18 protein-coding genes, 2 tRNA genes, 3 rRNA genes, 1 pseudogene and 1 riboswitch are annotated in these 24,083 nt (G+C 42.0%); of the genes and pseudogenes, 13 read left to right on the forward strand and 11 right to left on the reverse strand.

The annotated features are described in order from the left end of the window. Window positions 1-173: 173 nt before the first annotated feature. The 7 genes and pseudogenes from AC3IT7_RS06245 (at window position 174) to AC3IT7_RS06275 (ending at window position 7,888) form a co-directional block, all read left to right on the forward strand. Window positions 174-824 carry a DUF2057 domain-containing protein gene (locus AC3IT7_RS06245; RefSeq protein WP_489249769.1) on the forward strand — a complete coding sequence of 217 codons (651 nt, stop codon included), beginning with the start codon at window positions 174-176 and terminating at the stop codon, window positions 822-824. 479 nt (window positions 825-1,303) lie between these two features. After that, window positions 1,304-2,841, forward strand: a 16S ribosomal RNA gene (locus tag AC3IT7_RS06250). A 60-nt stretch (window positions 2,842-2,901) separates the two neighbouring features. Continuing rightward, window positions 2,902-2,978: transfer RNA gene (locus AC3IT7_RS06255), tRNA-Ile, on the forward strand. A gap of 71 nt (window positions 2,979-3,049) precedes the next feature. After that, window positions 3,050-3,125 (forward strand) — tRNA-Ala (locus AC3IT7_RS06260). Window positions 3,126-3,583: 458 nt separating this feature from the next. Next, window positions 3,584-6,480: ribosomal RNA gene (locus AC3IT7_RS06265) — 23S ribosomal RNA — on the forward strand. Window positions 6,481-6,670: 190 nt separating this feature from the next. Beyond that, a 5S ribosomal RNA gene (gene rrf, locus AC3IT7_RS06270) occupies window positions 6,671-6,785 on the forward strand. Together the 16S, 23S and 5S rRNA genes with 2 tRNA genes alongside form the textbook arrangement of a ribosomal RNA operon. A 389-nt stretch (window positions 6,786-7,174) precedes the next feature. Beyond that, window positions 7,175-7,888 (forward strand): annotated as a pseudogene (locus tag AC3IT7_RS06275) (IS5 family transposase). A gap of 80 nt (window positions 7,889-7,968) precedes the next feature. Here AC3IT7_RS06275 and AC3IT7_RS06280 read toward each other — a convergent pair. From AC3IT7_RS06280 to AC3IT7_RS06325, 10 genes are all read right to left on the reverse strand, one after another. Further along, window positions 7,969-8,385 carry a roadblock/LC7 domain-containing protein gene (locus AC3IT7_RS06280; RefSeq protein WP_489249770.1) on the reverse strand — a complete coding sequence of 139 codons (417 nt, stop codon included), beginning with the start codon at window positions 8,383-8,385 and terminating at the stop codon, window positions 7,969-7,971. A 2-nt stretch (window positions 8,386-8,387) separates the two neighbouring features. Beyond that, a complete protein-coding gene (locus AC3IT7_RS06285) occupies window positions 8,388-8,927 on the reverse strand; it encodes a GTP-binding protein (protein WP_489249771.1) in 540 nt (179 codons plus the stop codon). Between the two features lie 10 nt (window positions 8,928-8,937). Further along, window positions 8,938-9,909, reverse strand: a complete 972-nt coding sequence (locus AC3IT7_RS06290) for a hypothetical protein (RefSeq protein ID WP_489249772.1) — start codon at window positions 9,907-9,909, stop codon at window positions 8,938-8,940. 54 nt (window positions 9,910-9,963) lie between these two features. Beyond that, entirely contained in the window at window positions 9,964-10,323 is a 360-nt protein-coding gene (locus tag AC3IT7_RS06295) for a roadblock/LC7 domain-containing protein (protein ID WP_489249773.1), read from the reverse strand. A gap of 464 nt (window positions 10,324-10,787) precedes the next feature. Then, on the reverse strand, window positions 10,788-11,348 hold the full coding sequence (locus AC3IT7_RS06300; protein WP_489249982.1) for a lytic transglycosylase domain-containing protein: 561 nt from the start codon (window positions 11,346-11,348) through the stop codon (window positions 10,788-10,790). 226 nt (window positions 11,349-11,574) lie between these two features. Further along, entirely contained in the window at window positions 11,575-12,063 is a 489-nt protein-coding gene (locus AC3IT7_RS06305; protein ID WP_489249774.1) for a GNAT family N-acetyltransferase, read from the reverse strand. A gap of 110 nt (window positions 12,064-12,173) precedes the next feature. After that, window positions 12,174-13,373: an acyl-CoA dehydrogenase family protein gene (locus AC3IT7_RS06310; protein WP_489249775.1), complete on the reverse strand. Its 1,200-nt coding sequence runs from the start codon at window positions 13,371-13,373 to the stop codon at window positions 12,174-12,176. A gap of 24 nt (window positions 13,374-13,397) precedes the next feature. Further along, the gene (locus AC3IT7_RS06315) at window positions 13,398-14,684 is read right to left on the reverse strand and encodes an acyl-CoA dehydrogenase family protein (protein ID WP_489249983.1); all 1,287 of its coding nucleotides are present in this window, start codon (window positions 14,682-14,684) and stop codon (window positions 13,398-13,400) included. Between the two features lie 249 nt (window positions 14,685-14,933). Next, window positions 14,934-16,307: an ABC1 kinase family protein gene (locus AC3IT7_RS06320; RefSeq protein ID WP_489249776.1), complete on the reverse strand. Its 1,374-nt coding sequence runs from the start codon at window positions 16,305-16,307 to the stop codon at window positions 14,934-14,936. 160 nt (window positions 16,308-16,467) lie between these two features. Further along, complete coding sequence (locus tag AC3IT7_RS06325; protein ID WP_489249777.1) at window positions 16,468-16,776, reverse strand: hypothetical protein; 309 nt, start codon at window positions 16,774-16,776, stop codon at window positions 16,468-16,470. A 200-nt stretch (window positions 16,777-16,976) separates the two neighbouring features. Between AC3IT7_RS06325 and AC3IT7_RS06330 the strand changes: the two genes are divergently transcribed. The 6 genes from AC3IT7_RS06330 to AC3IT7_RS06355 all read left to right on the forward strand — a co-directional run bounded on the left by AC3IT7_RS06330 (window position 16,977) and on the right by AC3IT7_RS06355 (window position 23,137). Further along, a complete protein-coding gene (locus tag AC3IT7_RS06330) occupies window positions 16,977-17,363 on the forward strand; it encodes a DUF1311 domain-containing protein (RefSeq protein WP_489249778.1) in 387 nt (128 codons plus the stop codon). Between the two features lie 204 nt (window positions 17,364-17,567). Continuing rightward, on the forward strand, window positions 17,568-18,578 hold the full coding sequence (gene prmB, locus AC3IT7_RS06335; RefSeq protein WP_475654384.1) for a 50S ribosomal protein L3 N(5)-glutamine methyltransferase: 1,011 nt from the start codon (window positions 17,568-17,570) through the stop codon (window positions 18,576-18,578). A 13-nt stretch (window positions 18,579-18,591) separates the two neighbouring features. Further along, entirely contained in the window at window positions 18,592-19,686 is a 1,095-nt protein-coding gene (gene aroC / locus AC3IT7_RS06340; RefSeq protein WP_489249779.1) for a chorismate synthase, read from the forward strand. Between the two features lie 197 nt (window positions 19,687-19,883). Beyond that, window positions 19,884-20,210, forward strand: coding sequence for an Imm44 family immunity protein (locus tag AC3IT7_RS06345; RefSeq protein WP_489249984.1), 327 nt, complete (start codon window positions 19,884-19,886; stop codon window positions 20,208-20,210). Between the two features lie 230 nt (window positions 20,211-20,440). Continuing rightward, window positions 20,441-21,349, forward strand: a complete 909-nt coding sequence (locus AC3IT7_RS06350) for an AEC family transporter (protein ID WP_489249780.1) — start codon at window positions 20,441-20,443, stop codon at window positions 21,347-21,349. A 320-nt stretch (window positions 21,350-21,669) separates the two neighbouring features. Beyond that, window positions 21,670-21,758: riboswitch (glycine riboswitch) on the forward strand. 134 nt (window positions 21,759-21,892) lie between these two features. After that, window positions 21,893-23,137, forward strand: coding sequence for a D-amino acid dehydrogenase (locus AC3IT7_RS06355; RefSeq protein WP_489249781.1), 1,245 nt, complete (start codon window positions 21,893-21,895; stop codon window positions 23,135-23,137). 242 nt (window positions 23,138-23,379) lie between these two features. On the opposite strand, the gene AC3IT7_RS06360 is transcribed toward AC3IT7_RS06355, so the two are convergent. Beyond that, entirely contained in the window at window positions 23,380-24,033 is a 654-nt protein-coding gene (locus tag AC3IT7_RS06360; RefSeq protein ID WP_489249782.1) for an A1S_1983 family putative colistin resistance protein, read from the reverse strand. Window positions 24,034-24,083 lie beyond the last annotated feature (50 nt).

The raw sequence follows: 24,083 nt of genomic DNA on the forward strand, positions 1-24,083 counted from the left end.
TATTGTGCTTCTTTTTTTATTTGAGCCAGGTATTCGCAGATAATCCAAAATTATTAGCTAAATAAATGCTAAAAGTTTGGGCAATACAGTGAAAATGTTTGTCATAAAATTGTCATTTAGACAGGGCATAGTGCAGCTAAACTTTAATAATCATCCCGAAATGAGTAGATGACATGGATTTTCGTATTGCGGCAACTGCAGCGGCATTGCTGTTAAGTACTTCAGCTTTTTCAGCAGTGACAGTGACCATACCTGAAGAAATTAAAATTATTGCTGTAAATGATCAGGAAGTAAAATCAAGTCTGTTACGATCTAATCCTGCATATAAACTGGATGCTGGAGTAAATGCCATTAGCGTTCGCTATAGTGAATTTTTCCAGCATTCGGACAACTCACATGACATTTTAAAATCAGGAGTCGTTACTGTAAAAACTCCAGAACTTAAAGATGGTGAATCTTATCGTTTGGCATTAATCAATGCACCACAGAATTTTGACGAAGCTAAAAAGTACCAAGATCAGCCTGTCATTGGTTTATATGATGCAAAAAATCAACTGCTTGTACAGCAAGCGGGTGCTAAAGATGCAGCGAAGCCGTGGTTTGGTAATAGTGTGTTAGCTAAAACTGTCGATATGAGTAGCAAAAATGCAACACCGCCTAATCAGCCCGCACCTATATATACGCAAAAAGCGATTACACCTGCTGCCACCCCTCAAACACAATTAGTCGGGCAAAATGATCAACAACTCATTCAATTATGGCAAAAAGCGTCTAAAGCTGAACGTCAAAGATTTATGACCTGGCTGGCTGAACAGAGCGATTAAGCAATAAAATCTAAAGGATCAAATCATATTGATCCTTTTTTAATAGTGTAGAAAAAGCAAATTCACATTTGGTTATACTTTTAGAGTAAAAAAGTCTGGAAAATCTTTCAAAAAAAGCTAAAAATAGCATTTTAGATTAAAAAATAAACGTACAAATCACTTTTTTAAATCTTTTTAAGAAAAGCCCTTGCGCTTGTTTTTAAAGTGTATAGAATACGCTGCATCAAGGCGATACAGCATAACGAACTTAGCTGATTAAGTTAAGTTGTTAAGCGAGTTGCCTGATGGCTTGTCTCTGATGAGGAGCAAGAAGATCATTAAGAGATTATGAAGAACAACTTGTGTGGATTTTTACTGGTTGATCGATCGAAATTATTTTCATTGATTGATGGTAGAAATTACTCGAAGTTTATTTGAGAAATATTTGTCAGAAAATTGATGAGCCAAGATTGGTGCCCTTTAAAGGTACTACTGATTTTAAACTGAAGAGTTTGATCATGGCTCAGATTGAACGCTGGCGGCAGGCTTAACACATGCAAGTCGAGCGGATGAAGGTAGCTTGCTACTGGATTCAGCGGCGGACGGGTGAGTAATGCTTAGGAATCTGCCTATTAGTGGGGGACAACATCTCGAAAGGGATGCTAATACCGCATACGTCCTACGGGAGAAAGCAGGGGATCTTCGGACCTTGCGCTAATAGATGAGCCTAAGTCGGATTAGCTAGTTGGTGGGGTAAAGGCCTACCAAGGCGACGATCTGTAGCGGGTCTGAGAGGATGATCCGCCACACTGGGACTGAGACACGGCCCAGACTCCTACGGGAGGCAGCAGTGGGGAATATTGGACAATGGGGGGAACCCTGATCCAGCCATGCCGCGTGTGTGAAGAAGGCCTTTTGGTTGTAAAGCACTTTAAGCGAGGAGGAGGAGCTCTTGGTTAATACCCAAGATGCTTGGACGTTACTCGCAGAATAAGCACCGGCTAACTCTGTGCCAGCAGCCGCGGTAATACAGAGGGTGCAAGCGTTAATCGGATTTACTGGGCGTAAAGCGCGCGTAGGTGGCCAATTAAGTCAAATGTGAAATCCCCGAGCTTAACTTGGGAATTGCATTCGATACTGGTTGGCTAGAGTATGGGAGAGGATGGTAGAATTCCAGGTGTAGCGGTGAAATGCGTAGAGATCTGGAGGAATACCGATGGCGAAGGCAGCCATCTGGCCTAATACTGACACTGAGGTGCGAAAGCATGGGGAGCAAACAGGATTAGATACCCTGGTAGTCCATGCCGTAAACGATGTCTACTAGCCGTTGGGGCCTTTGAGGCTTTAGTGGCGCAGCTAACGCGATAAGTAGACCGCCTGGGGAGTACGGTCGCAAGACTAAAACTCAAATGAATTGACGGGGGCCCGCACAAGCGGTGGAGCATGTGGTTTAATTCGATGCAACGCGAAGAACCTTACCTGGTCTTGACATAGTAAGAACTTTCCAGAGATGGATTGGTGCCTTCGGGAACTTACATACAGGTGCTGCATGGCTGTCGTCAGCTCGTGTCGTGAGATGTTGGGTTAAGTCCCGCAACGAGCGCAACCCTTTTCCTTATTTGCCAGCGGGTTAAGCCGGGAACTTTAAGGATACTGCCAGTGACAAACTGGAGGAAGGCGGGGACGACGTCAAGTCATCATGGCCCTTACGACCAGGGCTACACACGTGCTACAATGGTCGGTACAAAGGGTTGCTACCTAGCGATAGGATGCTAATCTCAAAAAGCCGATCGTAGTCCGGATTGGAGTCTGCAACTCGACTCCATGAAGTCGGAATCGCTAGTAATCGCGGATCAGAATGCCGCGGTGAATACGTTCCCGGGCCTTGTACACACCGCCCGTCACACCATGGGAGTTTGTTGCACCAGAAGTAGGTAGTCTAACCGTAAGGAGGACGCTTACCACGGTGTGGCAGATGACTGGGGTGAAGTCGTAACAAGGTAGCCGTAGGGGAACCTGCGGCTGGATCACCTCCTTAACGAAAGATTGACGATTGGTAAGAATCCACAACAAGTTGTTCTTCATACGATGTATCTGAGGGTCTGTAGCTCAGTTGGTTAGAGCACACGCTTGATAAGCGTGGGGTCACAAGTTCAAGTCTTGTCAGACCCACCAAATCTGACTAACGCAGCATGAGAGTGCTGAAGCAAACAGAACGGAACGATACATTGACTTATTGATAAGCTGGGGACTTAGCTTAGTTGGTAGAGCGCCTGCTTTGCACGCAGGAGGTCAGGAGTTCGACTCTCCTAGTCTCCACCAAATTTCAAGACAAGAAAAGCATGCTTTTCCTTGAAATTTAAGCAAGAAGCTACGCTTCGCGCAGTATGTAAGCATACAGTGTTGGAGTTGTTTAGTTCCTAAGCGATCAAGTGTTTAGATCCTAGAGATTAACAAGTACAAGCGTTATGATACGCGCACTTGATAATCTCTGTGATTTATCACAGCGTCTAGACCTGACGAAGGCTAGATCAATCATTAACAGAATATATTTGAGTTGAAATAAATTGTTTAAGGCTCAGAACTAAATTGACATTTAAATATGACACGCAAGTGACATAGTTGAATGGAGATGAAGAACTGAGAAACTAGCGATTAACTGAATCAAGCGTTTTGGTATATGAATCTAATTGAAGCTGTACAGTGATTAAGTTCACGAGACACTAAACTGAATGTTGGTTGATCTACTTGTAGGATCAAGCGACTGTTTGGGGTTGTATAGTCAAGTAATTAAGTGCATGTGGTGGATGCCTTGGCAGTCAGAGGCGATGAAAGACGTGATAGCCTGCGAAAAGCTCCGGGGAGGCGGCAAATATCCTGTGATCCGGAGATGTCTGAATGGGGAAACCCACTTACCATAAGGTAGGTATTGCAACATGAATACATAGTGTTGCAAGGCGAACGAGGGGAAGTGAAACATCTCAGTACCCTTAGGAAAAGAAATCAATTGAGATTCCCTCAGTAGCGGCGAGCGAAAGGGGAAGAGCCCATTAAGTCATATAAGTTCTAGTGGAACGCTCTGGGAAGTGCGACCGTAGACGGTGATAGTCCTGTACACGAAAGGGCTTATATGATGATGTCGAGTAGGGCGAGGCACGTGAAACCTTGTCTGAATATGGGGGGACCATCCTCCAAGGCTAAATACTCCTGACTGACCGATAGTGAACCAGTACCGTGAGGGAAAGGCGAAAAGAACCCCTGTGAGGGGAGTGAAATAGATCCTGAAACCGCATGCATACAAGCAGTGGGAGCCGGCATTGTGTCCGGTGACTGCGTACCTTTTGTATAATGGGTCAGCGACTTATATTCAGTAGCAAGGTTAACCGAATAGGGGAGCCGTAGGGAAACCGAGTCTTAATAGGGCGTTTAGTTGCTGGGTATAGACCCGAAACCAGGTGATCTATCCATGAGCAGGTTGAAGGTTGGGTAACACTAACTGGAGGACCGAACCCACTGTCGTTGAAAAGCCAGGGGATGACTTGTGGATAGGGGTGAAAGGCTAATCAAACTTGGTGATAGCTGGTTCTCCCCGAAAGCTATTTAGGTAGCGCCTCGGACGAATACCATTGGGGGTAGAGCACTGTTTCGGCTAGGGGGTCATCCCGACTTACCAAACCGATGCAAACTCCGAATACCAATGAGTACTATCCGGGAGACAGACTGCGGGTGCTAACGTCCGTAGTCAAGAGGAAAACAATCCAGACCGCCAGCTAAGGCCCCAAAATTATAGTTAAGTGGGAAACGATGTGGGAAGGCATAGACAGCTAGGAGGTTGGCTTAGAAGCAGCCACCCTTTAAAGAAAGCGTAATAGCTCACTAGTCGAGTCGGCCTGCGCGGAAGATGTAACGGGGCTAAAACTATATGCCGAAGCTGCGGATGCATAATTTATTATGCGTGGTAGGGGAGCGTTCTGTAAGCCGATGAAGGTGGATTGAGAAGTCTGCTGGAGGTATCAGAAGTGCGAATGCTGACGTGAGTAACGACAAAGCGAGTGAAAAACTCGCTCGCTGAAAGACCAAGGGTTCCAGTCCAACGTTAATCGGGGCTGGGTGAGTCGACCCCTAAGGCGAGGCCGAGAGGCGTAGTCGATGGGAAATTGGTTAATATTCCAATACTTCTGTGTAATGCGATGAGAGGACGGAGAAGGTTAAGTCAGCCTGGCGTTGGTTGTCCAGGTGGAAGGTTGTAGGCATGCATCTTAGGCAAATCCGGGGTGCTCTATGCTGAGAACTGATAGCAAGCTGTACTTGTACAGTGAAGTGGCTGATACCATGCTTCCAGGAAAAGTCTCTAAGCTTCAGTTACACAGGAATCGTACCCGAAACCGACACAGGTGGTCAGGTCGAGTAGACCAAAGCGCTTGAGAGAACTCTGCTGAAGGAACTAGGCAAAATGGTACCGTAACTTCGGGAGAAGGTACGCTGCTTTTGGTGATGGAACTTGCTTCCTGAGCTGAGAGCAGCCACAGAAACCAGGCCCCTGCAACTGTTTATTAAAAACATAGCACTCTGCAAACACGAAAGTGGACGTATAGGGTGTGATGCCTGCCCGGTGCTGGAAGGTTAATTGATGGGGTTAGCGTAAGCGAAGCTCTTGATCGAAGCCCCAGTAAACGGCGGCCGTAACTATAACGGTCCTAAGGTAGCGAAATTCCTTGTCGGGTAAGTTCCGACCTGCACGAATGGCATAATGATGGGGGCGCTGTCTCCAGCAGAGACTCAGTGAAATCGAATTCGCCGTGAAGATGCGGTGTACCCGCGGCTAGACGGAAAGACCCCGTGAACCTTTACTGCAGCTTGACATTGAACTTTGATCTTACTTGTGTAGGATAGGTGGGAGGCTTTGAAACCAGGACGCTAGTTCTGGTGGAGCCAATCTTGAAATACCACCCTGGTAATATTGAGGTTCTAACTCTGCTCCATAATCTGGAGCGAGGACCATGTCTGGTGGGTAGTTTGACTGGGGCGGTCTCCTCCTAAAGAGTAACGGAGGAGTACGAAGGTGCGCTCAGCGTGGTCGGAAATCACGCGTAGAGTATAAAGGCAAAAGCGCGCTTAACTGCGAGACCCACAAGTCGAGCAGGTACGAAAGTAGGTCTTAGTGATCCGGTGGTTCTGTATGGAAGGGCCATCGCTCAACGGATAAAAGGTACTCTGGGGATAACAGGCTGATACCGCCCAAGAGTTCATATCGACGGCGGTGTTTGGCACCTCGATGTCGGCTCATCTCATCCTGGGGCTGAAGCAGGTCCCAAGGGTATGGCTGTTCGCCATTTAAAGAGGTACGCGAGCTGGGTTTAGAACGTCGTGAGACAGTTCGGTCCCTATCTACCGTGGGCGTTGGAAATTTGAGAGGATCTGCTCCTAGTACGAGAGGACCAGAGTGGACGAACCTCTGGTGTACCGGTTGTGACGCCAGTCGCATCGCCGGGTAGCTATGTTCGGAAGGGATAACCGCTGAAAGCATCTAAGCGGGAAGCCTACCTCAAGATAAGATTTCCCCAGGACTTTATGTCCTCTAAAGAGCCGTTGAAGACTACGACGTTGATAGGTTGGATGTGGAAGTGCAGTGATGCATGAAGCTGACCAATACTAATTGCTCGTGAGGCTTGACTATACAACACCCAAACAGTTGTTGTATAAAGCATCAATTGATTCGATATTCAGCAAAACGACTTGATTCAGTATCTCGTTAGTAAGACAATGTTCAACTCAGATATACCTGTTAATAACTCATTTGGAAAAAGCATTGGCATACACTGAAAAGTGACTAGATAAGACCAAAGCAAGTATCCATAAACAGTTGTGCTGGCGACAATAGCAAGAGTGAACCACCTGATCCCTTCCCGAACTCAGAAGTGAAACCTCTTAGCGCTGATGGTAGTGTGGGGTTACCCATGTGAGAGTAAGTCATCGCCAGCTCATTATTCGAAACACCCCCTGCAATTAGCAGGGGGTGTTTTTTTATGTGGATAAAATAAGAATTATTTCTATAAAACTGTCGTTAAAACTTCATTTCCTCGCAACCTTCCTGTCATGCAAAGCACATTCAATAAGGTTTTGACTTGATAAATGATCAGATTATTCTCCTCCATCTATTTTTAAGTCAAATCTATACATTTAGCTGTTTTATCTTTTAAGTTTAGCGATGGATTATATTAGTTTTTTTTAAAAAAAATCCAGGTTGTGACCTCATTTGAAGAACTGGTTTTAAATACTTAAAATCCTCCTTTGAGTTATTTTTATTTCTATAGTTTCAATGGCACTTACTCTTCTTACCAGATGATATCTGGCAGCAAATTCAAGATACTATGCGACTACATGGTTGCTACTGTTTAAAGAATAGTAGAAATATCATAAAGCGATCTTATGGAAACTGCGTACAGGCGCCAGATGGCGTGATATTCCCCAAGAATTTTGTCCTTGGTAAACTGCTTACAATCGCTTTGATCCTTGGGCAAGCAAGGGATTGTGGACAAATTTTTTTTTAGATTACAAGGCATCTTGGATCAAGAGTGGGTGTATTCATTGACGAAAGCTACATACGCATGCATCACCATGCAAGTGCAGCTCGGCATGGTTTTGAAAGAGTAATTGGACAATCACCTGGTGTACGAACAACAAAAATATATCTTGCAACCGACGCGAATGGATTACCGATTGATTTTAAAATCACTGGGGGTGACGTTCACGACAGTCAAGTTGCAAAACAATTGATTGATCGTGTCGGTGAGGCAACTTATCTGATCGCTGACAAGGGGTATGATGCTGAGCACATTAGAATCTGTGCCAAGAACAAAAAGATGATTGCCATTATTGCATTGAGATCAAACATTAAGAGATCAAATAAGGAATTTGATAAATATCTATATAAATTAAGATATTGAGTTGAAAATGCATTTGCGAGAATAAAATATTTTCATGCTATTGCCACCCGATTTGATAAGCTTGCACGAAATTATCAGTCTATGATTTATATTGCTGTATGTTTATTTGGTACAAAGCCAAATGAGGACAGGCCCTAGTCAGAATTTACTTTCTGGATATGAATAGACTAGGAAGTAAAAAGCCTAAATTTCAATTTAGGCTTATAAAAAATTTAATTTTATATTTTAAATGCTGCAATATCAGTGCTGGCTTTTTTAGTTGCGTATAGGAGCTGACCGAGTAAAACATCTTTTGAACAAAGAACCACTACCAGCATCGGAAAACCAGGATGTGGAATAGATGCCATAATCGCCTTACCATTATCTGCATCAAGCGTTATACTCTGGCATCCTGTAAAGTTGATTTCATTCATAAATGCATGAATCATAGCAAGAATTGAACTACTTACAGCTGCAAGCTTACCATGATTCTGGACATCTTTTTTATGAACAGATGCAAGTTCAAAACCATCTGAAGAGCATAGCATGACTAAATTAACTTCGGAAATATCTGTCAGAATAGCTTGTATATGTTCTTCTGCAAATTGAATTAAATTCTGAGGTGCGGTGCGTTTAGATAATTCATGTAGGGACATATTTAATTTAACTCGAAAAGAACTTCAGCTTGTGTAATTAATGCATCAACTAAAAGAAGAATATCCCGCTTATCACGTGCATCAATAAAAAATAATGGATAGTTTATATCTTGTTGATCTAGCCACTCATGATAGACCGATGAGTTATGTTGAGTTTTGCTATCTAAATGGGTAATGCCAATAATAATATTTGATACCTTGGCTTTATAATAATTTAAATATTCATTCAGTTGTCGAATCGGATGCTCTGCAGTATGGTCAATCAGTAGAATCACACCTAGCGCACCGTCTGTGATGATGTCCCAAATAAAGTCAAAGCGCTCTTGCCCGGGTGTACCATATAAACCCACGATATTACCGTCTTCTAAAATAAGTTCGCCATAATCGATCCCTACAGTTGTTTGTGTTTTTTTATGCGCATTTAAATCAGTATTAACGGCCTCTGTACTTAAAACATTGATGCTGGAAATAGTTTGAATAGCAGTACTTTTACCTGCACCCATACTTCCAGCAAACACCAGTTTGTATCTTTGTAAAATCATGGATTAAACCTTAAAGCCCTAACTTTTTTCTTAAACTACTAAAGAAACCACTCAGAGCATTATTTTTCTTTTGATTCTGTTGGGCTAACTTAAATCGAGACATATTTTCTGAAATAGGTAGTAAATCACCTGTCAAATCAGCAACACATAAGAAAAAATTAATATATTTATGACCAATTTTTAAAGAAGACTCTGCGAAATCGATATGACTGCCAAAACTAAATACGGTCGATAATTTAAAAAGATGAATACGGTCTGTTTGATTTAATACTTTTGGCCAACGTTTAATTTGATAATGCAATGGATAATCTGGAATATCTTGATCAAGATGATCCCAAATAAACTGCCAGATTCCTTGCTTAAGTTCTATGCCTTTTGCATGTTTTTTAATACTTAAAATATGATCAATTTTTGCAGGAACGATAGTTAATTTCTGTGTTGTCGTAATTTGAAGATTCGGTTTTAAATAAAATTGAAACTGATCAAAATCTAATATGGCAATATCATTATTTTCGCTCTGTAATAAAAATAAACCTGTCTGATATTTTTTAAATAGATTATTAAATGTATTTTTTATTATACTGTAACTGAATTTTTGATAATGAATGCAGGGTATATCTTTATTTAGCTGATCGGATAGTTTGCTGGATTTAGGTAGATTAAAAAAATAGTTTTGTATCCATTGGATCAGGAGAGTTTCATTAAATAATGGTAAATAAAGAGTATTATTATTAATTTGTTGGGTATTACTTGTGTCAGATTTCTTTATACGAAGAATCTGAAAATATTTTTTATCCATTTTCTTAATATGAGGAATATCAACAAAATCCTCATTAATTAAAAGCAATTGTAGTTTTGAATCCGCAAGATGGGTCCAGGAAATATCGTATTTTTCCTGTAGGGCAATATGAATGATTGCCTTGAGTTCATTAATCAAAGCGAGATTCAAGCCAAATACAGAGAGATAAATTGTTTCTTTCATACTTAAATTTAATAACAGATTGCCCAAAATTAGCTGGGCAATCCTGATTGGAAATTAAGAGAAGTCTAATTCTTTTTCGAAACGTTTAAGCTCATGACGTGCCATGGCTAAGTTGGCACGGGAACGATCAAGAACAAGATAAAGAAATAAGTTATCGTTTGAATCCAGTGGACGCAGAAGGTGATACTGCTTGCCTAAAGTAATTAAAATATCTTCGATAGTATCATCAAGATTTAAACTATCTGCAACTTTACGCTTGGCACGGATGATACCCGTATTACCCGCAGCAGCGAGTTCTAAATCAATTGTGCTATTACCTTGTGTAGCAAGTGCTAAACCACTTTCGCTATCCACCAGTGCAGCAGCTACAAATCCATCAATATCTGTTAAATTTTCTAAAGAAACTTTAGCCATATTCGCCCCCAAACTCTAAAATTTTAGTCTAAATAGTTTTAACTATCGGATGGAGTTTCTAGTAATTAACAAAAAATTGCAATGTAAGCTAAAATTATTAGGTTTAGATTTAACCTATTTTTATTAAAAATAAATTTATAAAAATAGATTAATGTAATATTTATTTTTTATTTTATCATTTTGTTTGTATTTAAATATAAATTATTTTTAATAAAATGCTGAAATATAAATAAATATAATTTTTTATTAAATATATGAAATTATATTTTATATATTAATATTTAATTTTTATTTATAAAGTCAATTGTTTGAATATTAATCTATGTAAAATACAGGTATAAAAAACCATTATGTGATGTATTTTGCATTATTTTAATTTTATGTAGTATTAATTCGACTGCTAAGAAATGAATCAGTTTAGTTTAAAAATTTTAAACTGATTCAAACTTCAGGTTGGAGCTGAATTAAATTGCATTTTTCAGATCTTTTTTATGCTGTTTCACTTGTTGTGCATAACGCTTACCCTGTTTACGCATTTTGCGATTTTTCTCATAGGCAGTCGGCCCGACATTATAATAGCCTAGTGCTTTTTCCAAGCTGCCACTAGACTCATGATAGCGCGACAAGATATAGCTGCCACACGAAATATTTACAGCTTCATTATATAAATCATCACCGCAGGTGGCTTGCCAATATCTTGGCATAATTTGCATCAGGCCAACAGCTCCAGCATGCGACGCTACATGGCTACGATAAGTCGATTCCTGACGAATTACTGCGGCTACAAGTAAGGGATCCAGACTATGTTTTTCTGCATTTTGAATAATGAGAGGGGAGACACGTGTGGCTGTGGTTGCTGGAACGGCATAGGCAGTTTGAATTCCCTTGGATAATTTAGCAGAACGTTTTTCCAATGAATGACCTCCCAACGAGGAGCAGGCACCTAATAACAGGGTACTCAAGCCAAGCAGCCCAAGTTTAAAAAACGTGTTATTGAATACGGGTAAGAATGAGTTTTTTCTAATAGAAAATTTGCCTAACAACTTTCAGCTTCCATGTATTTTCAAGATCAGACTGATCTTAGGAAGATGTATAAAAATCGTCAAGAAATTATATGATTTGTTTACAAAGTCAAAGTGGATTTAACAGGATCATGGAGAGTTTATGAAGAGCTGATCAAAGAAAAGCCGATCAGAAGATATATTTTTTCAAGGCTTTTCCTGGGTTATGAGCACTATAATGAGATTTGGACTAGCTCAGGTTTTTAAGCATCCAGATTTCACAGGCTTGACTATGACCAGTATTACCTTCAGGTTGATCAAGATATTCAAAACCTAATTGCTCGTACAACTTTACAGCCTGCCACAGGCTTTTAGTCGTTTCCAGATAAATCCGTTGACATTGATGTTGTCGGGCAAAATCAAAGGCCAAATTTAAAATCTGTTTTGCCAGGCCATATCTACGAATAGCAGCCAGGAAATACATTTTCTGTATTTCGAGAATACTGTGATCACCTTGTAGTGGGGCAATACCACCACCGCCATAGACCTGATCCTGTTCATCGACAATAACCCAATAAGCAGAACTCGGCTGTTGGTATACCTCATATAAATGATCAAGTACCGTATCACCTACAGCGAAACCGGACTCCGCTGCCAGACCAAATTCGACAGAGACGTCACGAATAATCTGGGCAATTTGAGCATTATCTTGAGGCTGAATAAGACGGATAGAATACATAGGACATGACATGAAAAAAGATGGAATTTTTATAGTCCGAAAACCTTAAAAAATCCATCTTTTTTGTTTGTCCATTTTTAATAAAGTACGATTGTCAGATGAATAATTTTCTATTTTAGCTCGCTCGAAGATTTGCCCAGTTCACGTCGGGCAATAATCAGTTGCTGGATTTGCTGGGTACCTTCAAAAATATCCATGATTTTAGAATCACGTGCCCATTTTTCTAACAGTTCTGTTTCGTTATAGCCAACGGATGCGGCCAGCTCTACACATTTCAGGGTAATTTCATTGCCAATCCGTCCAGACTTAGCTTTAGCAATAGATGCTTCACGTGAATTCGGTTTACGATTATCCGCCATCCATGCCGCTTTCAACATGAGCAGACGTGCAGCTTCCCATTCTGCTTCCATGCGATAGATTTGGGCAGCAATATTGGAGCTTTGCAAATAGGGCGTGGCATAAGCAGCATCTAGTTGATCTTTAAAAATTTCCTTGATTCGTTCCAATGATGCTTTAGCACAGCCAATCGCCATGGCCGCGACTAGCGGGCGGGTATTATCAAAAGTTTCCATCACACCGGCAAAACCTTTGGCAACATCGATTTCAGCATGACCGAGCAAATTTGCTGCGGGTACCCGACAATTGATCAGGCTAATTGTAGCTGTATCTGAAGATTTAATGCCTAACTTATGTTCTAGCCGTTCGATCTGCATGCCCGGCGTACCCTTGGGTACTACAAAAGATTTAATGGCGGCCCGTCCCAGTTTTTTATCCAGGGTCGCCCAAACGACTACCGCATCGGCGCGTTGTCCCGAGGTCACAAAAATCTTTTCGCCATTCAGGATATAGTCATCACCATCTCTGGTTGCAGTGGTTCGAATTGCTGCGGAATCTGAACCACAACCTGGCTCAGTAATCGCCATGGCTGCCCAGGTTCCATGAAAGCGTTGCAGCTGTTCTTCATTTGCCACTGCAGCAATTGCTGAGTTGCCTAAACCCTGACGTGGCATAGACAATAATAGCCCTGTATCGCCATAACACATTTCGACAATGCTCAGGGCGGTAGACATATTGATACCATTTTTATTGCTACTGTCCGTATCGCCACGTTTATTGACTGCTGCACCGGCATTCATGCCTTCGCTGCCCTGATTCATGCCATCGATCACCGAGGCCAACATATCCAGTTCAATTGGGTAAGCATGTTCAGCCTTGTCATATTTACGTGAAATCGGACGCAAAACATTTAAGGCAACTTCATGGGCCTGATCAATCAGGAGTTTGAATTTTTTTGGATTTTGTAAATTCATCTTTGTTCTTCTTTATTAATTTGATCAGGCGTGCAAGCCAGAATGAACGATCGCAGTGGCTCTTAGATCACGATACCAGCGCTCTACCGGATGTTCCTTGGTAAAGCCATGGCCACCCAGAATCTGTACACCATCGCTGCCTATTTTCATGGATTTTTCTGCACAGAGCAGCCGTGCCAGATAAGCCTCACGATGAAAAGGTTGTCCGGATTCAGCCAGACTGGCCGCATTTAAAATTAGCATGTGCATCGCATCGATTTCAATTGCCATATCGGCAATCATAAAGGCAACACTTTGACGATGCGAAATGGGTTCGCCAAACGCAGTCCGTTCATTGGCATATTTTACGCAATATTTTTTCACGGCTTCACAGGTGCCTACGGCCATGGCACACCACATCAAATTGCCTAAATCAACAAAAGCACGATAATCAAAATCGTCATCACCTAAACGCCGGGCTGGTGTATTGTTAAATTGCAGTGTGACGGTTTCTGTGGCTTTCAGACCCATGGCCGGAGATTTTTTTGCAGTGATGCTAGTGTCACGTTGCACCACAAAGATCTCTGCCTGACCTTCTAGAGCAGCACTTACCAGATACAGGTCGGCACTTTCTCCGAGCATCACTAGGGTTTTTTCACCTCGAATCAGATAATGTCCTTCATGTGCCACAGCCTGAGTCTGAAGCTGCTCAGGATTGAATGCAGCAGTTTCTTCCTGCACCGCAAAAGTGGCTTGTAGTTCTGGATTTTCTGCGAAAGCACCAAGATATTCTGTCTGAATCTGCTCTGAACCCCAGCGGGTAATGGCATTGATGACACTAAAATTCGAAAGTAGGCCAGCAGTCAGGCTAAAATCACCTTGAGCCAAATGTTGTGCAATTAAAATATTGCTCACGATATTCTGTTCTGATGCCACACCTCCCAATGCTTCAGGCAGTGCATAAAAATCCAGTCCCAGATCTGCGCGGTATTGCCAGAGTTCATGCGGAAAGGCCTCATGCTGATCTGCATCATGTGCCAATGGATACAACACTTCTTGAGCAAACTGCTGCATGGCATCACAGGTCATTTTCTGTTCTTCGGTCAGATTCAGGTCAAAGAGCGATTTGGACTGATAGGGCAGACGCTGTTTTTGAATTTTACGACCTGATTTCAGGATTTTCTGGGTTTGACTCAGCGTTTTAAATCCCGCTTTGGAGCTTTGATACAATGATTTTTCGACAAATTTACGCAGCTTTAATTGATCTAATACGTCGCTGCCTGCGATCCTGGTCAGTATGGACAAGCCAAATCCCTGGGCTTTATTCACCATATTATTCATTTTGATTATCCTATGGGTGTTGTCACGTTATTTAATGCATGCTGACATGCGCGCCAAGAAAAAACCATGTCATCCCTGACATGAATGATTGTCATTTTTTAGTTTTTTAAGAATAGAAAAATTGAAATCTAAGTAAATGAAAATATATAGAAAAATATAAATATAAAAAATCATTTCTGGATAAAAATTGACCCGAATGACAAAATCATCCGGGTCTGTGCAATCTTGCTTTTTATTTTATTAAAGATGATTCTTGATCATGGCACGTACATTGGTCTTGGCGTCAATCACTGTCATAAAGGTATATGCACCAATGAATTTACGGCTAATAAACATAAATTCCTTGGGTGGAACACTGAAATAACGCGAGGCCATAGATTTTGAAGCCTGTTGCATGACCCGGCTATGCAGCTGGCTTTTTTTCCAGTCATAACGGTTATGCTGATCCATGACACCGGCTGGCAGCTGCTGATTGTTTAGCGGGGAGCTAAATGCTTCAGTAGCCAGTAAAAAGACCTTGGCCATATCTGGCTTGATACTTTGCGGGATTGAATCGAAAAACTCATAACCCGTCATGGCCTTGACCATCATATCCGAATCATGATGATAGCCTGCCTGAATCAGATTGCGTGCCACACCGAGCAGATGCTGGTCAAACTGGCGGATGGCGCCAAAATCGAGCAGGATGATCTTGTCATGGACATCTTCGCCATTACCCAAACGAACCAGATAATTGCCAAAGTTCGGATCGGTCTGCATTTCGCCCCATTCAAAGATTTCACGCACGGCAATTTCCAGAGAGGCTTCACCTAGCTGGTTGCGGCGTTCTTGCGGTAAAGAAAGCATCACAGGGCTGTTAATTGGCACACCACGTTCAAAGGTCATGCACAGCACGCGATCAGAGCAATACTCATCAACAATGGTCGGGACGATATAACGCGGATCATCTTTTAAGCGTGCAGCAAAACGACGTGTAGTGTCTGCTTCAATCTGATAATCGACTTCGCGATGCATCATCTCACGGACTTCATCGAACCACTGGTCGAACTCGCGGGTCTGCGGCACCATGCGCGTCAGTTTCAGCATGTTCTTAAACAGGCTCATGTCTGAATCAATGGCTTCTGCCACACCCGGATACTGGATTTTTAAGACCAGTTCCATGCCATCAGACTTGCGGGTGGCACGATGTACCTGCGCCAGGGAAGCTGTACCTAAAGGTTCATGATCAATGGTCAGATCATTCAGCTTGGAACCAAGCTGCTGCTGTAACTGGGTTTTAATCGCAGGCCATGCCAGTGCCACGGTCTGGTTATTGAGCGTATTTAAAGCCTGGGTCACTTCTTCAGGTAAGAAATGTTCGCCATATAACGCCATCATCTGGCCAATTTTGACGATAGACCCCTTCAACTTGCCAATTTCTGCTACCAGATAATCGGCCTGTTCCTTCATGGCTTTTTTGCGTTTCTTTTCTTTTTCTTCTTCGCTTGAAAACATGGAGCTTGCACTAGAAGCTGCCCAGCGCGTGCCTGCCAGCAAGGATGCCTTTGCGATCGATAAGCGTCGATCCATAGAGGAGGTTTTCAGTTGTTTAAGCTTATCGTTCTGATCTGACATGTAAACTCAATCCTTTCATCATCAGCATGAAGCAGAATAAATCATTGTAGGGGATATTAGCGCTTCTGCACGTATTAAAAAAGTTTAAGCCGCTGAATTCATAGTAAAAGCTGGGCAAGCTTTCATCAATTCACCAGCCTGTATCAGTTTAGACAGGGCATTATGCCATTTGAAATTGGATTTTTAATTCGGATCGTTGTTGTAACTGTTGTTTATTTGTTTGAATATGTTGATGAATCAGGCGCTGCACACTGTCATGCATAAAGCCCAAAGCATAACCTTTCACAATCACGATGCTGGGTAAGCCAAAAAACAGATACTTGGCATCCTCCAGTGTTGCACTGCTAAACACCCCATACTGCATCAAGGTCGACTGCAAAAATACCTTTTCTTGCTGCACCTGACTGGAAATCTGGTCATTCCAGTAATTCTGGCGCATCGCCATAAGATTATTGTGCTTATAGCTCATACCATTGGGCTCATGTGAAGATATAATCTGGATTATATGTGGGTCCGGTGCCAATTTTCAATTGTGCAAACGTTTAATCTTTCTGTCAGAGAAATGCATAGGATTTCTGCAAAGACTGCGTTAGTATCAGTGGATAATTTAAACAATATTGATTGTTAAACATTTATTGGGATTATACCGGTTTAGGTAAAGGGGATTTTATGCGTCTTGCATGGTTTTTGGTTGCAATTTTTGCGGGTAGTGCAGTTCAGGTACAGGCTGCTACAGGATATTCCAGAGAATATTCGCAGTGCATGAATTTTAGTTATGGCAATACCGCCAAAGCAGAAAAATGTCTGAAAAAAGAGCTGAAACTACACAATAAGCGTCTGAAGAAAAGCTATAAAAATTATCTAAAACTGAATCCGAATCAGACCGCGGCGATTCGCAGCCAGCATGTCCTTTGGGAGCGTAAACTGTCGCAGCAATGTAATTTAACAATGTCCGGAAAATATGCCAAACAGCAGCAAGGTCAATGTATGCTAGCTTTAATCATGGATCAGGCAAATCTTTACCAGTCCCGTTCTTATGCGCCAGGTTCGCGATAAATTCGCGCATGAAAAATAGACCGGATCATCTGAACTCGGCCTGACAAAAGTAGAAATCCAGGTCTGGAATTATATAGAAAGATTAGCATTTTTTGATTTTTGAACGCATAGAGAATTCGTGTTTTTCATAGTTTTGGCATTATAAAAGCAGGTAAAACAAGGTATCATAAGGCGTTTAAAAAAATGACCTTGGAGACGCCTTAAGTGGATCGACCGACTATTAGCCCTGAACATATTCAGGAAGCCGCTGAAAACCTAAGCACAATCCGTGATTTTATTCGCTTTGGTGTGACAGCATTACGTCAATATGATGCGCACTTGGGCCAAGGTACAGAAGACTATGTGGCTGAAAGTTCAGCACTTGTATTACAAACCTTATCTCTTGACTGGAGTGCCAACCCAGAAATCCTGGATTCAAAATTATTGCCGAGTGAAAAAGCCGAAGTGCTGAGCTTGCTGGAACGCCGTATCAATGAGCGTATGCCAACCTCGTACCTTTTAAATCTGGCTTATTTTGACGGCAAACCTTATTACGTAGATGAGCGGGTACTTATTCCACGTTCACCGATTGCTGAACTGATTCAAAACCGTTTTGCGCCTTATTGCCTGGATGAAAATTATCAAGCGCGTGAAGGTGTAAACAATCTTCCTGAAAATCCAAATCCGAAAATGCCTCGCCGTATTTTAGATATGTGTACCGGCTCTGGTTGTATCGCGATTGCCCTGGCTTATGCCTTCCCGGAAGCAGAAGTCGATGCGACGGATTTGTCTAAAGATGCATTAGAAGTGGCACAGATCAACTGTGAACATCATAACCAGCAGTTTAATGTGGCCCTGCTTGAGTCTGACCTGTTCGAAAAAATCCCTGCTGAAAATCAATATGATTTAATCGTATCGAATCCACCTTATGTAGATGCAGAGGATATGGCAGATTTGCCGGACGAATTCCATCATGAGCCAGAAATGGCACTGGCTGCGGGTCAGGATGGTTTAGACCTTGTCCGTAAAATGCTGGCACAAGCGGCAGATTACCTGACTGAAGACGGCCTTATTGTCATTGAAGTCGGTAATTCCGAATGGGCGATGAAACAGAACTTTAATACTGTCGATTTCTACTGGTTGCAGTTCCAGAACGGCGGTTCAGGTATTTTTGCATTGACTGCACAGCAATGCCGTACTTACCGCGATTTATTTATTCAGTCTATTCAAGCATAAGGAGTCGTTTGACATGGCAGGTAATAGTATAGGGCAACTGTTCCGTGTAACGACTTGTGGTGAATCTCACGGTGTTGGCCTGATGGCCATCATCGATGGGGTTCCACCCGGCATTGAGCTGAGTGAAGCGGACTTGCAAAAAGATTTGGACCGTCGTAAGCCGGGTACATCGAAATTTGCAACCCAGCGTAAAGAACCGGACGAAGTCGAAATTATTTCTGGTGTGTTTGAGGGTAAAACCACCGGAACATCGATCGGGCTTCTAATTCGTAATACGGATCAGAAATCGAAGGATTATGGCAATATTGCCCAGACTTTCCGCCCGGGTCATGCCGACTACACCTATACCCAAAAGTATGGTTTCCGTGACTATCGTGGGGGTGGACGTTCAAGCGCTCGTGAAACAGCAATGCGTGTGGCAGCCGGTGCAATTGCCAAGAAGTTTCTGCTGGAGAAATTCGGGATCGAAATTCGTGGTCATGTTACGCAAATCGGTACTGAGAAAACAGAAAAACTGGACTGGAACGAAGTACCAAATAATCCATTTTTCTGTGGTGATGTCGATGCTGTGCCGCGCTTTGAAGCTTTAGTGACTTCACTGCGTGAGCAAGGCACCAGCTGTGGTGCAAAACTGGAAATCATTGCCTCTAAAGTACCTGTCGGTTGGGGCGAGCCGGTGTTTGACCGTTTAGATGCTGACATCGCGCATGCCATGATGTCGATTAATGCCGTGAAAGGTGTAGAAATTGGTGATGGTTTTGGCGTCGCTGAACAGTTTGGTCATGAAAGCCGTGATGAACTGACCACAGAAGGCTTCCTGGCCAATCATGCGGGCGGTATTCTTGGCGGCATTTCTAGTGGTCAGGACATTCGTGTTGCGATTGCGTTGAAACCAACAGCTTCAATTACCACGCCGGGTAAAACCATCAATATGGATCGTGAAGATACCGATGTTCTTACCAAAGGTCGTCATGATCCTTGTGTAGGAGTTCGTGCGACACCAATTGCCGAAGCGATGCTGGCGATTGTGCTGATGGATCATTTCATGCGTCAGCGTGCACAAAATGCCGATGTGGTTGCGCCGTTTGCACCGATTGAACCAAAATAATTTGCTTTTCAGTTGAAACGAATACTAAAAAGTCAGACTTCGGTCTGGCTTTTTTTATGTAAAAACTATCATCTTAAGGTGTTGGGTCACAAATTTTATATTTAGTAAGCGAAGCTAATTTCTAGATTTCTTATAACCATAATCATTATCAGAAGCTAGCCATGAAAATATAGTTAAGCGCGGAATTAAGTAGTGAAATTTTAAATGAAGAGCAAACTTCACAGGAATCTAAAGCACCTAATGCAGTTGAAGATGTCTTAAATGCTCAACTTCAAAATAAGTCCTATGATATTCCTATACATAAATGGAAATGTATTTCAATTCTAATGGGAAGTGATAGTTTTGATGAGCAGATTTATTATTCTCTTAAACGTCAAAATATGGATTTCCGCTTAAGAATAGATCCAACGAGCTTTAAGGCCACAGACGATTTAGGCCGAAAGAAACTTATCTTTTCTATGCTTTTAAGAAGTTTAGATTTATTAAACATAAAATTTGGAAAAGTCCGTCCAAAATTGATGTAAAAGTTTTCTCAGAGTTAGAAAGGCTGAAAGTTGATGTATTAAATATTGCAAAAGAAGAAAGCTGGATTTCGACAGTTCATTATTAATTAAAGCAAATCAGAGTATCTCTTATTTATTATCTAATGATTTTTCCGGTATTTTTATCCTGAAGCTTCTCGGTTGTTGTATTCTTGCTCATTGATTGGCAATTGAATTCAATTGCTGCACCACCGCATATTATGAGTTGCTCAATGTTTCAGACTATCTTCACGGTATTATTCCCGCTTATTGGACTGATCAGTTTTGGCTATCTGCTGAAGCGTGGGCAATGGTTGAGTGAGGACTTCTGGCGTGGTACAGAAAAGTTAAATTATTATGTTCTGTTTCCTGTAATGTTGTTTTTGAATCTGGCCACTGCCAAGATTCAGATAAATGTGATTCAGGATGTAGTACTGGTCATATTTAGCATCATGGCTGTGGTAAGTATTGCATTATATCTGCTGCGCCATATTTACCAGATATCCTATGAGCGTTTTGGTGTCTATGTGCAGGGTTTATTGCGCTTTAATACCTATATCGGACTTGCTGCGGTCAGTAGCTTATTTCATCAGCAGGGCATGACCATTTTTGCCGTGATTATGGTATTGAGCATTCCTTTGGTGAACATCTTGTCAGTACTGGCCTTTACCCGCAGCCATGATATGCAGCTGAAAAAAATCATCGTGGATTTGTCTAAAAATCCATTAATTTTAGGCTGTATTATTGGTGGTTTATTTAACCTGTCCGGTATGTCGCTCTGGACGGGTGCAGAGCAATTTCTCAAGCAGATTGCCTTGTGCAGTCTGCCACTTGGTCTGATGTGTGTGGGTGCCGCTTTACATTTTCAGGGTTTCCAGCGGGATGTATTGCCACTTAGCCTGATGACCTTTGGGCGCCTGTTCGCAATGCCATTGATTGCATTTTTAGTATGTAAAATTTTTCAGATTGATGCACTTACCACGCAAGTATTGGTCTTGTTTTTTGCCTTACCCACCGCTTCGGCATCTTATGTCTTAACCCGGGTATATGGTGGTGACAGTCAGTTAATGGCCAGTATTATCAGTGTGCAAACGGTCGTCGCAGCAGGAAGCCTAATTTTGATTCTTTCCTGGATTATTTAAAATTTTCAAATGGATGATGATCTAAGGTCTAAACCTGGAATTGAGCGAAGGATGCTTTGAATTACTAAAATAGCCTAAGCAATTCAATCTCTATTTAAGGGCCAGAAACATACAAGTCCTAAAATTTTATAGAGTTTAAAATCTGCATACATCACTGACAAAAACTAAAGCAGTATCTGAAAACTTGCTAGATCTGGCATCTCATGCAGTAATAACTCATTTTAACTCTGAACAGAAATTACAGATTGATTCACGTGAACTTACATAAATAAAAACTGTGCTTTTCTATAAAATGGTATATAAATTGCTCATGATAATAAAACATTATTGCAGGAGAGAAATGCTTCTGCATTCGCCGAAGGAGCAAGGATCCCAGGAAACTCTCAGGCAAAAGGACTGTGATAATGGATAAAAACTCTGGAGAGAAGTGTTCAATCACTCACCGAAGGGGAAGGTAGCGCATTGATGTGCAATGCAGTTGCCGAAGCTCTCAGGTACACATGACAGATGGGAAAAGACATCAATATAATCAAGGAGGTGTCTATGCGTCATGTTGTGGTCATTGGGGCGGGTATTACTGGAGTAACCACAGCTTATGAGCTGGCATTGGCAGGCTATCGGGTGACCGTGGTGGATCGGCATCTATATCCGGCCATGGAAACATCTTTTGCCAATGGTGGCCAGCTCTCAGCCTGTAATGCTGAAGTCTGGAACCAGAAAGCTACGGTACTGAAAGGTATCAAATGGATGTCACAAAAAACTGCACCACTTTTGCTGAATCCTTCTTTCAGTGTGCATAAATATAGCTGGCTCATGGAATTTCTGGGAAATATCAAACATTATGAAGCCAATACCCGGGAAACCGTACGTTTGGCATTATTGGCCAGAGCGCGTTTATATGAAATTGCCCAAATTGAACAGATTGATTTTGATCTGGAAAAACGCGGCATTTTACACTTTTATCATAATAAGACTGATTATGATGTCGCGATCAAGGTCAACGATCTGTTATGTAGTGGAGGCTTGGAGCGTAATGCCATTTCCAATGCAGAAATCAAGCAAATTGAGCCGGCATTAACTGGTGATTATTATGCAGGGTTTTACTGCCAGAGCGACGCTACTGGAGATATTCATAAATTTAGCACCGGATTGGCCAAAGCCTGCATACAAAAAGGCGTGAAATTCGAATTTGGTCAGGATGTTTTTGCAGTCGATCCTCAGCCTCAGCATATTCGGGTCAAATGCAAACCCAGTACCGAAAATGTGCATACTTCGATAGATGACATCCTGGAAATAGATGCAGATGCCATTGTGGTTTGTGCAGGTGTGGGCAGTTATCAATTGGCTGGAATTTTAGGAGAGCGGGTCAATGTCTATCCGGTCAAAGGCTATTCGATTACCGTACAGTTGCATGATGAACAGAGCCAAAATACTGCGCCTTGGGTGAGTTTGCTGGATGAAAGTGCCAAGATTGTTTTATCGCGTTTAGGCAAGGACCGTTTACGGGTTGCAGGAACTGCAGAATTTAATGGTTATAACCGGGATATTCGTGCCGACCGGATTCAGCCTCTGATTGACTGGACCAATCGTAACTTTGACCTGTGTACCGAGCATGTGGTGCCGTGGGCCGGCTTACGCCCGATGATGCCAAATATGATACCTGTGGTACGTCGTGGCAAACATGAACGGGTCTTTTATAATACCGGACATGGTCATCTGGGCTGGACCTTGTCGGCTGCAACGGCTGCAATGATCAGTCAGGAAATTGCTCAATATTATCCTGTATAAATTTACTGCCCGCTTGCGGGCTATTTTTTTAAGACAAATTTTAAAATTTTTTTAAAAGCTTATCTGAGCTTGAAAATATTGAAGTTCTTTCATCCATGATTTTGTTAATCATGCAAAAATGAACAAGAAAATTCCCTTATTATCTTATGAAGTAATGCCTTTGATCTTTGAAGGAGAAGGGACTTTCAATACTCATCAGCGCTCTCTTTTTGAGCATTTTATAAACTCGACTGGTGAGCTATTTAATCATATAAACGATAAATTCCATTGAAGCGCTCACAGCCTTTTTGCTGACTGCTAACTGCTAAAATCGCTTTGCTATAGTTAAACTCATAGCGGCAGTCATTTTCATTATCGGTAATCTGGTTCTTTGCCTCAGAGGTGGTATAGGCTAAAAAGGGAACGGTCTGCGTTTCAGTCCGGTTATTGGGATTTCGATATGCCATACCTTCAATCTTGATGCGGTCTTTGCTCAGCTGATGGATTTTGAGATGTACAGGCTGGCTGGCAATCTCTCCCTGTTCAAATTTAATATAATGCTGGGTCAGGCTCTGATTCAGTGAAATATAGACATTTAAATCATCTAGACGCCATTCGAACTGTTGTTTAAAACAGCTCATGGTTTTGCATTGCTGTAAACGGGTTGCCCATAACTGTTGGGTGTCTTGCAATAAGCGCACCGGAGCATCCGTAATTAAAAAAGCGGTCAAGTACTGGTCGGCAAGTTTTTCGCGAGATTCAGCCAGCGCCTCTGAACAGACTTTATTCATGGCAGCTGTTTTTTTACTGTCGTTGCTACAGTCGAGTGTGTTCGCCGAACTGCCCGTAGATATCATCCCCAAGCCGAGCATCAGGCCAATTATTTTCAACATATTTATATCAGTTTTCAGTAGCATGATCGCTTATACTTTCACTGTGTTACGCTTGGTCTAACTATAGCGAAATA

The sequence above is a fragment of the Acinetobacter sp. KH_038 genome, assembly GCF_057839405.1.